The organism is Streptomyces sp. NPDC031340 (genome assembly GCF_055569945.1).
In genome coordinates this window covers 129,391-143,414 of record NZ_JBVIIE010000019.1, presented here as the reverse complement: position 1 = coordinate 143,414, position 14,024 = coordinate 129,391, and the positions used below count along the sequence as shown (strand labels likewise).

The following is a 14,024-nucleotide window of genomic DNA, read 5'->3' as shown; positions in this document are numbered from 1 at the left end:
GGGGGGGGGGGGGGGGAGAGGGGGAGGTGCGGGGGCCCCTCGTTGGGGCACCCCCCTGCCCGGGACGCAGGGGGGTTCCGGGGCGGGCGGCGACGGCGTACGCGCCCCCCGCCCCGGGTCAGTCGCTCACGCGCCGCCCGGCACGTCGGCGACGTCCTCCGGCCGGACCTTGGGCAGCGCGAGCACCAGCAGGCAGGACAGGCCGAAGCAGCCGATCTGCCAGTACACGACCTGCTCGAAGCTGTCGCTGAAGTTGGCCTTGCGGGCCTCGGGCACGGCCGTGCCGAGCACCGCGTCCTTCACCTTCTGCTTGACGTCCTGCGGCAGCGGGCTGTTCGCCATCTCCTTCTCGATCCGCGCGCAGCTCGCCGGCGTCTCGGTGAGGTCCTTCTGGTTCATCTTGTCGTGGAAGCAGGTCTGGAAGGACGTGGTGATCTGCGTCTGCTGCGCCTCGGCCACCCCGGCGGCCGCCAGGTCGCTGCGCAGCCGGGGCACCGCCGACGCGCTGGAGTCGTCGGCGTTGGACCCGAGCAGCCCGTAGAACAGGATGCCGGCGACGGCGATGCCGATGGCGATGCCGACCTGCTGGACGGTGGCGAGCATGCCGGACGCGGAGCCCGCGTTGCTGGAACGGATGCCGGCCAGGATGATGCCGGTGCACGGTGCCAGGAAGAAACCGCCGCCCATACCGGCCACCATCAGGGAGGGGATCAGCTGGTAGCCGTGCAGGTCGGAGCCCGCCCAGTGCAGGGTGCCGATGACCCCGGCCATGCCGACCAGGAGCAGGCCGGTGCCGAGGGCCAGCGTCTTCGTGCCGAGCTTCCTGACCACGGCCGCCGAGCGCGCGGAACCGACCGCGATGAGGGCGGCGAAGCCGAGGCTGACCAGACCGGCGGAGATGGGCGTGTAGCCGAAGCCGATCTGCAGGCTCATGAAGAACGTCATGAAGAACGACGGGATGCCGGCGAAGAACACGACGCTGATGATGAGCCCGACGGTGAACGACCGCTCCTTGAACAGCCCGGTGGGCACCAGTGGGGAGCGGTCGGCCGCCTTCGAGAGCTTGTTCTCGTAAAGGAAGAACTCGGCGAGCAGCACCGGGCTCAGCACCAGCAGCGCCAGGCTCCAGCCCGGCCAGTCGTGCTCACGGCCGATGACCAGCGGCAGGATCAGGCTGAACAGGCCGGCCGTCAGGATGCCGGCGCCGGTCACGTCGAGCCGCTGCGCGCCCGGCGCGGAGGACTCGGGGATCTTCGCCAGACCCAGGCACAGGGCGATCGCGCCGATGGGCAGGTTGACGTAGAAGATCGCACGCCAGTCGGTGCCCATGATGTTCAGGTCGATCAGCCAGCCGCCGAGGACCGGGCCGAGCACGGTGCCCAGGCCGACCGAGGCGCCGTACATGGCCAGGGCCTTGGGGCGCTCCTGCTTGGAGAAGGTGACCTGGATGATCGACAGGACCTGCGGGAACATCAGGCCCGAGCACATGCCCTGCAGCACCCGGGAGGCGATGAGGAACGTGGAGCTGGGGGCCGCGCCGCACAGGGCCGAGGCGATGGTGAAGCCCAGCATGCCGATGAGGAACACCTTGCGGCGGCCGTGGATGTCACCGAGCCGGCCGCCGGTCACCAGGGTGCAGGCGAAGGCGAGCGAGTAGACGGCGACGACGAGCTGGATCTCGGCGAACGTGGCGCCGAGATCGCTCTGCAGCGACGGCAGCGCGACCATCGTGATGGTCGTGTCCAGCATCTGCATGAAGATCGCGGACAGGGTGACCGCGAGGATCAACCAGCGCGCGGGGTTCGTGGTGGCGGACGGAGCGGGTGCGGTGCCGGGCGGAGCCGTCACGCCGGTGTCGATGGATTCCATGATTCCTCCCTGGGTCGACTGCCTTGCCCGACAGCGCCCTCAACATTTCACTCTCCAATGAAGTCTACGAGTACTGAATTCTTTTCGGCAACCGTCGCGACCGCGATCCGGACACTCGTCGTCCGCTCGACCGCCCACCGATTCCTCGGAGTTGACCTGCGGCAACCCTGCGGCCGGCGCACCGACGACCACGACCCGGCCGCGACGGGAGCACCGGGCGCACGGACGTCCGACACCGGGAAGAGCGGATCCGGCGGCCGTACGACGGCCGCACGACGGCAGGCACCGGCCGTACGACGGCAGCCGCCGCCCCGGTGACGACGACGCGGAGGCGCCGGCACGACCCTGAGACCACGGCACGACATGGCCCTGACCACGGCACGGCATGGCACGGAGACCGCGGCACGATGCCGGGCGGGATCGGACTCCGATCCCGCCCGGCACCGCCGCCGAACGTGCGCGCGCCCCTCAGGAGGAGGCACGGGCGCCGCCGGCGATGCCCTGCGGCGTGAGGAACGCGGCCACGACCGGAGCCAGCGCGCGCACCATCTGCTCGTCGTCCTCCGCCAGCCCGGGATCCAGCAGCCCCATCCGGCGCGAGGTGTTGACCCCGATGAACAGGCTGCTGATCAGCCACACCCTGATCTCGTCGGCGCCGCTGTCCGCGACCACCGTGGGCAGCAGCGACCGGCTCAGCCGCTCCCTGGCCGCGGGCAGGTCCGCCGCGGACCGCAGCACACCGAGGATGCGGCGCTGCTGCACCGGGTCGTTCCAGTCCGCGACGGCGTGCCGCATCAGCCACTCCGCGGCGTCCGGATCACCGCGCTCCATCGCCTCCCGGATCGCCTCGGCGGGTCTGACCGTGTCCTCGACCACAGCGCTGTAGAGATCCTCCTTGGAGGCGAAGTAGTGCCCGATCAGCGCGGGATCACAGCCGGCGTCGGCTGCGACGGCCCGCAGGGAGGTGTTGCTGTACCCCAGTTCGGCGAAGAGGTCCGCCGCCGACCTCATGATCGCGCGGCGGGTTTCGGATGCGCCTCTAGCATTTGCCACGGCGGCACTTCCTCTCGATCCCGAGTCCCCCGAAGGACGCGCGACGCGAATTCATCTTGGCGTGAAGTCTACGTTCAGTGACTTCCTCGGTCAAAGCTTTGCGCCGCGCGTAGACCGCTTGCGGCCGCCACTTCCCGGCCGACCTGCGCTTGGACCGCGGGCGCCGTCGACGCCCCGCCACGAACCCCGAACGGCCGGACTCTACCCCCGCCCCAGGGGCAATTCAACACCCATTGAAATCATCGTGCGTTGAGCTTAGGCTCGCGCTGGGCTTCCGCCCCCGTCGGTCCGTACGACACGCGCATTTTCCGCCCAGGGAGAGGCACTTGCCGGTGACGAATCAAACAGAGCAGCTCGACCGGGTCGTCATACGCTTCTCGGGCGACTCGGGTGACGGGATGCAGCTGACGGGTGATCTGTTCACGTCGGAGACGGCGTCGTTCGGGAACGATCTGTCGACGCTGCCGAACTTCCCCGCCGAGATCCGCGCTCCCGCAGGCACCCTGCCGGGCGTGTCGTCCTTCCAGCTGCACTTCGCCGACCACGACATCCTCACCCCCGGCGACGCCCCGAACGTGCTGGTCGCGATGAACCCGGCCGCACTCAAGGCCAACATCGGCGACCTGCCCCGCGGCGCGGAGATCATCGTCAACACCGACGAGTTCACCAAACGCGCCATGCAGAAGGTCGGCTACCCCGCCTCCCCCCTGGAGGACGGCTCACTGGACGGCTACCGCGTCCACGCCGTGCCGCTGACCACCCTGACGGTGGAGGCGCTGAAGGAGTTCACGCTGTCCCGCAAGGAGGCCGAGCGCAGCAAGAACATGTTCGCGCTGGGCCTGCTGTCGTGGATGTATCACCGGCCCACCCAGGGCACGGAGCGGTTCTTGGCGAAGAAGTTCGCGAAGAAGCCCGAGATCGCGGCGGCGAACCTGGCGGCGTTCCGGGCGGGCTGGAACTTCGGGGAGACCACGGAGGACTTCGCCGTCTCCTACGAGGTGGCGCCCGCCGCGGCCGCGTTCCCGCCGGGCACCTACCGCAACATCTCCGGCAACCTCGCCCTGGCCTACGGCCTGATCGCCGCCTCCCGCCAGGCCGACCTGCCCCTCTTCCTCGGCTCCTACCCCATCACCCCCGCCTCCGATATCCTGCACGAGCTGTCCCGGCACAAGAACTTCGGCGTGCGCACCTTCCAGGCCGAGGACGAGATCGCCGCGGTGGGCGCCGCCCTCGGTGCCGCGTTCGGCGGTTCCCTCGCGGTCACCACGACCTCCGGCCCCGGCGTCACCATCAAGCAGGAGACGATCGGGCTCGCGGTGTCGCTGGAACTGCCGCTGCTGGTGATCGACATCCAGCGCGGCGGCCCCTCGACCGGCCTGCCCACCAAGACCGAGCAGGCGGACCTGCTGCTGGCCATGTACGGGCGCAACGGCGAGGCCCCCGTCCCGGTCGTCGCCCCGCGCACCGCCGCCGACTGCTTCGACGCGGCCGTGGAGGCCGCCCGGATCGCCCTCACCTACCGCACCCCGGTCTTCCTGCTGTCGGACGGCTACCTGGCCAACGGCTCCGAGCCCTGGCGCATCCCGGACACCGACGAACTCCCCGACCTGCGGGTGCAGTTCGCACAGGGCCCCAACCACACCCTCGACGACGGCACCGAAGTCTTCTGGCCGTACAAGCGTGACCCGCACACCCTGGCCCGCCCCTGGGCGGTTCCCGGCACGCCCGGTCTGGAACACCGCATCGGCGGCATCGAGAAGCAGGACGGCACCGGCAACATCTCCTACGACCCCGCCAACCACGACTTCATGGTCCGCACCCGCCAGGCCAAGATCGACCGCATCACCGTGCCGGACGTCGAGGTCGACGACCCGCACGACGCGACCGTCCTCGTGCTGGGCTGGGGCTCCACCTACGGCCCCATCACCGCCGCGGTCCGGCGCCTGCGCGCCGCCGGCGAGCCGGTCGCGCAGGCCCACCTGCGCCACCTCAACCCCTTCCCGAAGAACCTCGGCACGGTGCTGCGTTCCTACGAGCGCGTCCTGGTCCCCGAGATGAACCTCGGCCAGCTCGCCCGGCTCCTGCGGGCCGGGTACGCGGTCGACGTGGAGTCGCACACCCAGGTCAACGGCATGCCGTTCAAGGCGGAGCAGCTCGCCACGGCTCTCAAGGAGGCCCTCCATGCCCACTGAAGCGCTGTCCCTGGTCCCGAGGAGCGAAGTCGCCCTCGCGGCAAGGGACTTCAAGTCCGATCAGGAAGTGCGCTGGTGCCCCGGCTGCGGTGACTACGCGATCCTCGCCGCGGTCCAGGGCTTCATGCCGGAACTGGGCCTGGCCAGGGAGAACATCGTCTTCGTCTCCGGCATCGGCTGCTCCTCCCGCTTCCCGTACTACATGAACACCTACGGGATGCACTCCATCCACGGCCGCGCCCCCGCCATCGCCACCGGCCTGGCCACCTCCCGCCGCGACCTGTCCGTCTGGGTCGTCACCGGCGACGGCGACGCCCTCTCCATCGGCGGCAACCACCTCATCCACGCCCTCCGCCGCAACGTCAACCTCAAAATCCTCCTCTTCAACAACCGCATCTACGGCCTCACCAAGGGCCAGTACTCACCCACATCCGAAGTCGGCAAGATCACCAAATCGACGCCGATGGGCTCACTGGACGCCCCCTTCAACCCCGTCTCCCTCGCCCTCGGCGCCGAAGCCTCCTTCGTCGCCCGCACGGTCGACTCCGACCGCAAGCACCTCACCGAGGTACTGCGCCAGGCCGCCGCCCACCCCGGCACCGCCCTCATCGAGATCTACCAGAACTGCAACATCTTCAACGACGGCGCCTACGAGGCTCTGAAGGACAAGCAGCAGGCCCAGGAGACGGTGATCCGCCTCGAACACGGACAGGCCATCCGCTTCGGCGCCGACCGGAGCAAGGGCGTGGTCCGCGACCGGGCCACCGGCGATCTGAAGGTCGTCCCCGTCACCCCCGACAACGAGAGCGAGATCCTGGTGCACGACGCCCAGTCGGCCTCCCCGACCACCGCGTTCGCCCTGTCCCGCCTGGCCGACCCCGAGACCCTGCACCACACCCCGATCGGCGTGTTCCGGTCCGTGGAGCGGCCGGTCTACGACACGCAGATGGCCGACCAGCTCGACACCGCGATCGAACAGAACGGCAAGGGCGACCTGGCCGCCCTTCTCGCCGGCAACGACACCTGGACCGTGGGGAGTTCGTCATGACGTACGTGATCGCCCAGCCCTGCGTCGACATCAAGGACAAGGCCTGCGTCGACGAGTGCCCCGTGGACTGCATCTACGAGGGGCCGCGCAAGATGTACATCAACCCCGAGGAATGCGTCGACTGCGGGGCCTGCGAGCCGGTCTGCCCGATGGAGGCGATCTTCTTCGAGGACGACGTGCCGCAGGAGTGGTCGGCCTTCCGCACCGCGGACACAGAGTTCTTCGCCGAGCTGGGCTCCCCGGGCGGCGCCGGCGAGCTCGGCCCGGTCGACCGCGACCACCCCGTCGTCGCCGGACAGCCCGTCCCGGCCGCCTGAGGGGCACCGGGGCGGGTCCGGCCGGCCGCCTGTCACACCTCGAGGTCCACGACCACCGGCGCGTGGTCGGACGCCCCCTTGCCCTTGCGCTCCTCACGGTCCACGTAGGCGTCGGTGACCGCCTTGGCGAACGGCTCGTTGCCGTACACCAGGTCGATGCGCATACCGCGGTTCTTGGGGAAGCAGAGCTGGCGGTAGTCCCAGTAGGTGAACGGGTGGTCGTACTTCAGCGGACGCGGCACCACGTCGGACAGGCCCGCCTCGCGCAGGGCGCTCAGGGCGGCCCGCTCGGCGGGTGTGACGTGGGTGGAGCCCTCGAAGGCGGAGACGTCGTAGACGTCGTCGTCCGTCGGCGCCACGTTGTAGTCGCCGAGCACCGCGAAGGGCCTGCTGCCGCCCGCGTCGCCGGCGACCGCCGCCTTCAGGGCCTCGAACCACTGGAGCTTGTAGGCGTAGTGGGGGTGGCCGACCTCGCGTCCGTTGGGCACGTACACCGACCAGACGCGGACCGGGCCGCAGGTCGCCGAGACGGCGCGGGCCTCCCGCTCCCCGTCGTAACCGGGGTCGCCGGGGAGGCCCTTGACCACGTCCGCGAGGCCGACGCGGGAGAGCACCGCCACGCCGTTCCACCGGCCGGTGGCGTGCACCGCCGCCTCGTAGCCCAGCTCGCGCAGCTGGTCGAACGGGAACTGCTCCTCGGCCAGCTTGGCCTCCTGGAGGCACAGGACGTCCGTGCCGCTGCTCTCCAGCCAGGCCAGCAGCCTCGGCAGGCGGGCGGTGATCGAGTTCACGTTCCAGGTCGCGATGCGCATGCCTCACAACCTACCGGGCGGGTACGACAACCCGACCGCCCCGGCCGCGGCGCCGGAACGAGCCGATGACTCGGTACTAGACGTCGGCCGAGTCGCCCGGGGGCAGCCGCAGGTGTTCGGCGCCGCCCAGTGCCCCGATCTGACGGTCGTAGATGGGGCGGGCGAGGTCGGTGAGCAGGGCGTCGTGGATGTCGTAGGCGCGCTGCGGCTTGACCTCGCGGACGTAGTCGATGACCTCGGAGATCTTGTTCCAGGGTGCCATGACGGGGAGCATCAGCGTCCCCACCGGCCCGCCCGGGACGGTCAGTGCGTCGCCCGGGTGGAAGACCTGCCCGCCGTCGATCAGGTAGCCGACGTTGGTGATGCGCGGGATGTCCGGGTGGATCACCGCGTGCAGTTCCCCGTGGACCTGGACGTCGAAACCGGCGGCTTCGAAGGCGTCGCCGTGGCCGACGGTGTGCACCCGGCCCGGGAAGGCGGCCGAGATCTGGTCCGCGACCGACTTCAGCGTCCAGATCTCGGCGGCCGGGTTGGCCTCCATGGCGGTCCGCAGCCGGCCCTCGTCGAAGTGGTCGGGGTGCTCGTGCGTGACGAGGATGGCGTCCGCGCCGACGGCGGCGTCCTCCTCGCTGAACCCTCCGGGGTCGAGGACGAGCGTGCGCCCGTCCTTCTCCAGGCGCACGCAGGAGTGGGACTTCTTCGTGAACTTCATGCGTCCATCCTGCCCCGTCGCGCGGCGGCCGGGGCGGCCCAGCCGGGTGGGCCCAGCCGGGTGCTCCGGCCACCAGGCCCGCGATCAAGGCCCGGCCCGCGATCAAGGCCCGGTCTACGGCTCAGGGTCACCGTTCGGCCGCGGTCACTGCTCGGGGGTGGTCTCCTCCCGGACGACCTGCCGTGCCACCTCGAAGGCGCGCCCGGCCGCGGGCACACCGCAGTAGACGGCCGCCTGCAGCAGGACCTCCTTGATCTCGGCCGGGGTCAGACCGTTGCGCAGGGCGGCGCGGGTGTGGGCGGCGAGGTCTTCCAGGTGGCCGCCCGCCACCAGCGCGGTGAGGGTGACACAGCTGCGGGTACGGCGGTCGAGGCCGGGCCGGTCCCAGATCTCGCCCCACGCGTAGCGGGTGACGAACTCCTGGAAGTCCCCGGAGAACTCGTCGGCCTGGGCCAGCGCCCGGTCGACGTGCGCGTCGCCGAGCACCTCGCGGCGCAGCTTGATCCCGGCGTCGTAGCGGTCGGGCCGCTCCGCCGGGGGCGCGGGCGCGACGGCGGCCGGGGCGATCTCGGCGATCGGCGCGGACCGCGCGGGAGCGGCCGGGACCGGCTTCGCGGCGGCCGCGGGGACAGCCGTCGGGCCGGTGGGAGGCTCGGCCGGGCCGGCCTGCCAGGCGGTGGAGAAGTGCCGCACCAGCAGGTCGGTGACGGCGCCGGGCTGCTCCACCGGTACCAGGTGGGAGGCGCCCGGCACCACGGCGAGCCGGGCGTCCGGTATGCCGGCGACCAGCGTGCGGGCCTCGGCGGGACCGGTGACCTGGTCGTCGGAGCCGACGAGGACCACGGTCGGCACGCCGATGCGGCCGAGTTCGGCCCGTGCGTCGAACGCCGCGAGCGCCTCGCAGGCGGCGATGTAGCAGCCGGGGTCGGTGGTGCGCACCATCTGCACCGCCCACTCGGTGATGGCGGGCTGGGCGGTCGCGAACTCCGTGGTGAACCAGCGGCCGGGGGACGTGCGGGCGATGGGGTCGAGGCCGTTGGTGCGGACGATCACGCCGCGCTGGCGGAACTCGTCGGCCGTGCCGAAGCGGGGCGAGGCGGCGACCAGCGCCAGCGAGGCGAGCCGCTCCGGCCGGCGCAGGGCCAGCTCGATGCCGATCGCCCCGCCGAACGCGCATCCCGCGTAGCCGAAGCGATGGACGCCGAGCCCGTCGAGCACGGCGAGCAGCCGGGCCGCCAGCTCGGGCACCGAGCCCGCCGGGTGGGCGGGGGATCCGCCGTGCCCCGGCAGGTCGAACCGGAGGACGCGCCACTGCTTCGCCAGCTCCGGCACCTGCCGGTCCCACATGTGCCAGGTGGTGCCCAGTGAGGGACCCAGGATCAGGACCGGGGCCTCTTCCGGCCCGTCAAAGCGGTATTGCAGGGTGTTCGGGGGTGTCTCACTCACGCCCCAGACCCTCTCACGTCTCACGACTGCCCCTCTGACGGAGGTTACGACTGCACAGGTCTGACCAGGTGGAAGACCTCCCGGGCCGCGTAACGCTTGAGGCTTCGGACTACCTCTCGCCGAGTCTTGCCCTCCTTGCTGCGGCGTTCGTAGTAGTCCCGGGTGCGCGGGTCGACGCGCAGGCGGGTCTGCACGATCCGGTGCAGGGCCGCGGTCGCTTGCCGGTCGCCGCCGCGGTTGAGGCGACGGTACTGCCGACTGCCCGAGGAACGCTCGACCTGGCTGACCCCGCACAGCGCCGCGAACGACGCCTCACTGCCCAGGCGTTCCGGGTTGTCCCCCACCGTGATCAGCAAAGTGACGGCCGTGTCCGGACCGATGCCCACCACCTCGAGCAACTGCTGAGCGTGGCGCTCCACCAGCCGGGTCAGGCGGCCTTCCAGGTCCTGGATCTATTCGCTGAGCTGCCCGATGCGCCGGGCCAGGAGACCCAGGGTCACGTGGGTGGCGTGGAGCACCGGGAGCCTCCCCCTTATGGTCCCACCTACTGAACGCCCGCACCGCACATTGTGCGCCCACAACCGCAGTTCAGGAGCTCTTCGCGACCGGTTCGATCGCGGCACACCGACCTGGTGGGTCATCGGAAAGCTGTCGACCTGAGCGATCTTCGGAAAACCCGAGGTCAGATCCCATTTCCTGGCCCATCGCCATGCATGTGGGTGCCCAGGGAGTCAATCGGGCGTCACGGCCGACAGTCCGCCCTTTCAACCCGGTCGCTCCAGCCTTCGCCAACGCCCTGCTCGACGCGACCGGCGTCCTCCTCGGCCAACTCCCGCTCAGTCGCGACCGGGTGTTGCTGGTCGTGCGAGACGCGGGCCTGACGGATCGGCAGGTGGGCGACTCGTGGTGGAACGCTCCCTGTCAGCCGACCTGCTGCACCTTGATCGCGTCGCTCACCCGAACCGTCCCGGCTGCAAGGACGTCCAGGCAGACACCGAGCACGATGCCGGGATCCGCCGGGACTGCGTGGACGGTCGAAGTACCCGTCAACTGGCCCGAAGACCGACCGCCAGCGTCAGTTCAAGGACCCGGTGTGGCGATGCGAGATCCGGAAACAGCTCCCGCAGCTGCGACATCCGGTACCGGACTGTCTGGGGATGGACGAACACCGCCGCCGCCACCTCGTCCCGCCTGCCCTGGTGCAGCAGCCACGCCCGCAACGTCTCCTCCAGCCGCCGTGCGGTCGCGACAGGCAAGGTCCGCAACGGTGCGAGGGCTCGGGCACGCAGGTCTGCGAACGCGTCCACGTCGGCGCTCAGCACCAGCTCGGGCAGGTGGTCCTCGGTGTCGCGAATATCAGAGGAGAGGGAGCGCGCGCGTACGGCTCGTGCGTACGAGGCCGACGCACGAGTCCATGGCCGGGCCGGGCCGACCACGGCGGTGCGGTCGGTCAGCTGCCGCAAGAGATGTGATCGGTCGGCATCGGGGACGAGCAGCACACCGGTGGCGTCCGGCAGATCGTCGAGGACGAGGGTGCTCGGGTCGAGCGCGCGGTAGGCAGGCCGGACCTGGGCGGCGGGCAGCAGGACCGCCGTCAGCGAATCCGGAGGCTGCCATCCGGCCCGTTGAGCAGAGGCCAGCAGCACGTCCGGGCTCACGCCGGCGAGGAGGTCGCGGGCCAGGTGTTCCAGGTGGCGCTCGTGGTCCCTGCCCCGGGCGGCCAGTTCGTCGGCGTGGCCCGCGGCGCTCGCGGCGGAGAGCTCGTCGATATAGGCGAAGGTCAGCTCGGCGAACTTGGCGACCTCGGCGGCAGGCAGACCCGCGGGTACGGCACCCGCTGCCAGGCACCGCCAGGCCACGCGGGCGCCGACGCGGTAGGCGCTGAGCAGGGCGTCCATCGAACGGCCGTCGCGCACCTCGCCGCGGCCCAGCTCGTAGGCTGCGTCACCGGCATCGCCGCCTGTGGCGTTGCCGCTCGCGAGGTCCAGGTAGTGCCCCAGGGCGGTGCGGACGGCTCGGCGGATGGTGCCGCCCATGCGGCCCGAAAGGGCGTTGGCGTAGGGAGGGACCTCGTCGATGATCGCCTGGACGACCTCGTCGGCGGTGGTCTTCAGCGCGGCCCGAAGTGCGGTGACCGTCGTCTCATCCAGGGCCAGTTCGCTGGCCCTCTGGGTTACACGACTCACGCTTTTATTCCCTGCGAACAATTCCACCCACCAGATTCACGTCCTACGGTCAGGACTTTACGCCCTGAGACACAGCAAGCTGGAGTCATGACGAGTACTGCCCTGCGCAGCAGGGCGTGGAAACTGCTGGAGATGGTCACGACGCCGCTGCTGCCGTCGGACTACCTCGACCTGGTCAGCCCACTGCGTGCGGGCGCTGACCTGCGGGGGCGCATCGAGGCCGTGCACCCCGAGACGGATGACGCCGCGACTGTCGTGATCAGGCCGGGACGGGGCTGGCGCGGCCACACAGCCGGTCAGTACGTGCGGATCGGGGTCGACGTCGACGGGGTGCGCCTGTGGCGTGCCTACTCCATCACCTCGCCGACGAACCGCCCGGACGGCCGCGTCACGATCACCGTGAAGGCGATCCCGGACGGCAAGGTCAGCAACCACCTGGTCCGCAGGGCGAAACCGGGCACACTGATCCAGCTCGACCAGGCGACCGGTGACTTCGTGCTGCCGCAGGCCAAGCCCGCCAAGGTGCTCTACCTGACCGCCGGCAGCGGCATCACGCCCGTGATGGGCATGCTGCGTGACACCGAGTTCGACGACGTCGTCATGGTCCACTGCGCCCCACAGCCACACGACGTGATCTTCCGCAACGAACTGCACGACCTGGTCGCGGACAAGAAGCTGCGGCTCACCGAAGTGCACACCGACACCGACGGCATGCTCGACATCGCCCGTCTCGACGAACTCGTGCCCGACTGGACCGAGCGCGAGACCTGGGCCTGCGGGCCCGCGGGCCTGCTCGACGCCGCCGAAAAGCACTGGAGCGAGCACGGGGTACCGGAGCGCCTGCACACCGAACGCTTCCGGCCCAGCATCGTCGTCGCCGGTGACGGCGGCGAGGTCACGTTCAGCGCCACCGGCAAGACCGTCGACGCGGACGGCGCCACGCCGTTGCTGGACGTCGGCGAGGAGGCCGGCGTGCTCATGCCCTCCGGGTGCCGCATGGGCATCTGCTTCGGCTGCGTCACGCCGCTCAAGGCGGGCGCCGTCCGCGACCTGCGCACCGGCGAGATCACCGAGGCCGAGCCGGGCGTCCTCATCCAGACCTGCGTGTCCGCCGCGGCGGGCCCCTGCGACATCCAACGGTAGGAGCACCTTGACCGCCATCGACCCCACCGCCCACCTGACCGCGGAGCAGATCGAGGAGCTCGGCCGCGAGCTGGACGCGATCCGCGACGAGGTGATCACCGACCGTGGCGAGAAAGACGCCGCTTACATCCGTAAGGTCATCTCGGCGCAGCGCAAGCTCGAGCTGGTCAGCAGGGGCGTGCTGCTGTTCTCGATCTTCCCGCCCGCGTGGCTGCTCGGCACCGCCGGTCTGTCCGTGGCGAAGATCATGGACAACATGGAGATCGGCCACAACATCCTGCACGGCCAGTGGGACTGGATGCGGGACCCGAAGATCCACTCCACCACCTGGGAGTGGGATCACGTCTCGCCGGCCGACCAGTGGAAGCACTCGCACAACGAGCTGCACCACACGTACACCAACGTGATCGGCAAGGACAACGACCTCGGCTACGGCATCATGCGCGTCGACGAGGACCAGAAGTGGCACCCGTTCCACCTCGGCCAGCCGCTGTGGAACTTCATCAACGCCTGCTTCTTCGAGTACGGCATCGCAGCGTACGACCTGGAGCTCGGCAAGAACCTGCGCAAGCGCCGCCGCAAGAACCCGGAGTTCCGCGCGCGGGCCAAGGCCGTGGGCCGCAAGATCCGCAAGCAGGTGCTCAAGGACTACGTGATCCACCCGCTGCTGTCGGGCCCGTCGTTCCTCACCACGCTCGCCGCCACGTTCACCGCGAACCTGGTCCGCAACCTCTGGTCCCACTCGGTGATCATGTGCGGGCACTTCCCCGAGGGCGTGCAGGTCTTCGAGCGCCGGTCGATCAAGGGCGAGACGCGCGGCCAGTGGTACCTGCGCCAGATGATGGGCTCGGCGAACATCAGCGGCAGCAAGGCCATGCACTTCATGACCGGCAACCTGTCGCACCAGATCGAGCACCACCTGTTCCCGGACCTGCCGAGCAACCGGTACGCCGAGGTCGCGGTGAAGGTGCGCGCGCTGTTCGAGAAGTACGAGCTGGAGTACGTCACCGGACCGCTGCCCAAGCAGGTGTTCTCCGCGTGGCACAAGGTCTTCCGGCTCTCGCTGCCGAACAAGAAGCCCGAGGTCAAGACGCCGGACCGTGAGCAGGAGCTCGTCGCCGCCTGATTGTTACAAGCGCCTGGCTCACGAACCCGAGGTCAGGCGCCCTTGTCCGCAGGCTCCAGAATCGCCACGCACTAGGGGTTTTCCTGCCTCGGGCGCGGGCTGTGAGGCGGCCGGAGCGTC

Annotated in this window: 11 protein-coding genes and 1 pseudogene; 5 read left to right on the top strand and 7 right to left on the bottom strand. The window is 70.2% G+C overall.

Annotated features, from left to right (window positions below; translation table 11 throughout):
• Window positions 1-126: 126 nt before the first annotated feature.
• Both ACZ5GT_RS17415 and ACZ5GT_RS17410 read right to left on the bottom strand, forming a co-directional pair.
• On the bottom strand, window positions 127-1,869 hold the full coding sequence (locus tag ACZ5GT_RS17415) for an MFS transporter (protein WP_469023728.1): 1,743 nt from the start codon (window positions 1,867-1,869) through the stop codon (window positions 127-129).
• Window positions 1,870-2,337: 468 nt separating this feature from the next.
• Window positions 2,338-2,922 (bottom strand): TetR/AcrR family transcriptional regulator, encoded by a 585-nt coding sequence (locus ACZ5GT_RS17410; protein WP_469023724.1) that lies wholly within the window; start codon window positions 2,920-2,922, stop codon window positions 2,338-2,340.
• Window positions 2,923-3,254: 332 nt separating this feature from the next.
• On the opposite strand from ACZ5GT_RS17410, the gene ACZ5GT_RS17405 reads away from it, so the two are divergent.
• The 3 genes from ACZ5GT_RS17405 to fdxA are packed head-to-tail and all read left to right on the top strand — an operon-like array spanning window position 3,255 to window position 6,479.
• Window positions 3,255-5,114 (top strand): 2-oxoacid:acceptor oxidoreductase subunit alpha, encoded by a 1,860-nt coding sequence (locus ACZ5GT_RS17405; RefSeq protein ID WP_469023721.1) that lies wholly within the window; start codon window positions 3,255-3,257, stop codon window positions 5,112-5,114.
• On the top strand, window positions 5,104-6,162 hold the full coding sequence (locus tag ACZ5GT_RS17400) for a 2-oxoacid:ferredoxin oxidoreductase subunit beta (RefSeq protein WP_469023713.1): 1,059 nt from the start codon (window positions 5,104-5,106) through the stop codon (window positions 6,160-6,162). The genes ACZ5GT_RS17405 and ACZ5GT_RS17400 overlap by 11 nt, the downstream gene beginning before the upstream one ends.
• On the top strand, window positions 6,159-6,479 hold the full coding sequence (fdxA, locus tag ACZ5GT_RS17395) for a ferredoxin (protein ID WP_469023710.1): 321 nt from the start codon (window positions 6,159-6,161) through the stop codon (window positions 6,477-6,479). The genes ACZ5GT_RS17400 and fdxA overlap by 4 nt, the downstream gene beginning before the upstream one ends.
• 32 nt (window positions 6,480-6,511) lie before the next feature.
• On the opposite strand, the gene ACZ5GT_RS17390 is transcribed toward fdxA, so the two are convergent.
• From ACZ5GT_RS17390 to ACZ5GT_RS17370, 5 genes and pseudogenes are all read right to left on the bottom strand, one after another.
• Complete coding sequence (locus ACZ5GT_RS17390; RefSeq protein ID WP_469023703.1) at window positions 6,512-7,291, bottom strand: exodeoxyribonuclease III; 780 nt, start codon at window positions 7,289-7,291, stop codon at window positions 6,512-6,514.
• A 76-nt stretch (window positions 7,292-7,367) separates the two neighbouring features.
• The gene (locus tag ACZ5GT_RS17385) at window positions 7,368-8,003 is read right to left on the bottom strand and encodes an MBL fold metallo-hydrolase (RefSeq protein WP_469023699.1); all 636 of its coding nucleotides are present in this window, start codon (window positions 8,001-8,003) and stop codon (window positions 7,368-7,370) included.
• A 144-nt stretch (window positions 8,004-8,147) separates the two neighbouring features.
• Window positions 8,148-9,449 carry a bifunctional 3-oxoadipate enol-lactonase/4-carboxymuconolactone decarboxylase PcaDC gene (gene pcaDC, locus ACZ5GT_RS17380; protein WP_469023695.1) on the bottom strand — a complete coding sequence of 434 codons (1,302 nt, stop codon included), beginning with the start codon at window positions 9,447-9,449 and terminating at the stop codon, window positions 8,148-8,150.
• Between the two features lie 44 nt (window positions 9,450-9,493).
• A pseudogene (locus tag ACZ5GT_RS17375) lies at window positions 9,494-9,967 on the bottom strand (transposase); the annotation flags it as partial.
• 528 nt (window positions 9,968-10,495) lie between these two features.
• Window positions 10,496-11,635 (bottom strand): PucR family transcriptional regulator, encoded by a 1,140-nt coding sequence (locus ACZ5GT_RS17370; RefSeq protein WP_469023690.1) that lies wholly within the window; start codon window positions 11,633-11,635, stop codon window positions 10,496-10,498.
• Window positions 11,636-11,722: 87 nt separating this feature from the next.
• On the opposite strand from ACZ5GT_RS17370, the gene ACZ5GT_RS17365 reads away from it, so the two are divergent.
• Window positions 11,723-12,778 (top strand): ferredoxin reductase, encoded by a 1,056-nt coding sequence (locus tag ACZ5GT_RS17365; RefSeq protein WP_469023684.1) that lies wholly within the window; start codon window positions 11,723-11,725, stop codon window positions 12,776-12,778.
• Between the two features lie 7 nt (window positions 12,779-12,785).
• The gene (locus ACZ5GT_RS17360) at window positions 12,786-13,904 is read left to right on the top strand and encodes a fatty acid desaturase family protein (RefSeq protein WP_469023678.1); all 1,119 of its coding nucleotides are present in this window, start codon (window positions 12,786-12,788) and stop codon (window positions 13,902-13,904) included.
• The last annotated feature ends 120 nt before the right edge of the window (window positions 13,905-14,024 follow it).

Bases quoted from the DNA above. Each gene is read 5' to 3' on its own strand.
- ACZ5GT_RS17415 (WP_469023728.1), bottom strand. From the start codon at position 1,869: ATGGAATCCATCGACACCGGCGTGACGGCTCCGCCCGGCACCGCACCC.
- ACZ5GT_RS17400 (WP_469023713.1), top strand. From the start codon at position 5,104: ATGCCCACTGAAGCGCTGTCCCTGGTCCCGAGGAGCGAAGTCGCCCTC.
- fdxA (WP_469023710.1), top strand. From the start codon at position 6,159: ATGACGTACGTGATCGCCCAGCCCTGCGTCGACATCAAGGACAAGGCC.
- ACZ5GT_RS17390 (WP_469023703.1), bottom strand. From the start codon at position 7,291: ATGCGCATCGCGACCTGGAACGTGAACTCGATCACCGCCCGCCTGCCG.
- ACZ5GT_RS17385 (WP_469023699.1), bottom strand. From the start codon at position 8,003: ATGAAGTTCACGAAGAAGTCCCACTCCTGCGTGCGCCTGGAGAAGGAC.
- ACZ5GT_RS17365 (WP_469023684.1), top strand. From the start codon at position 11,723: ATGACGAGTACTGCCCTGCGCAGCAGGGCGTGGAAACTGCTGGAGATG.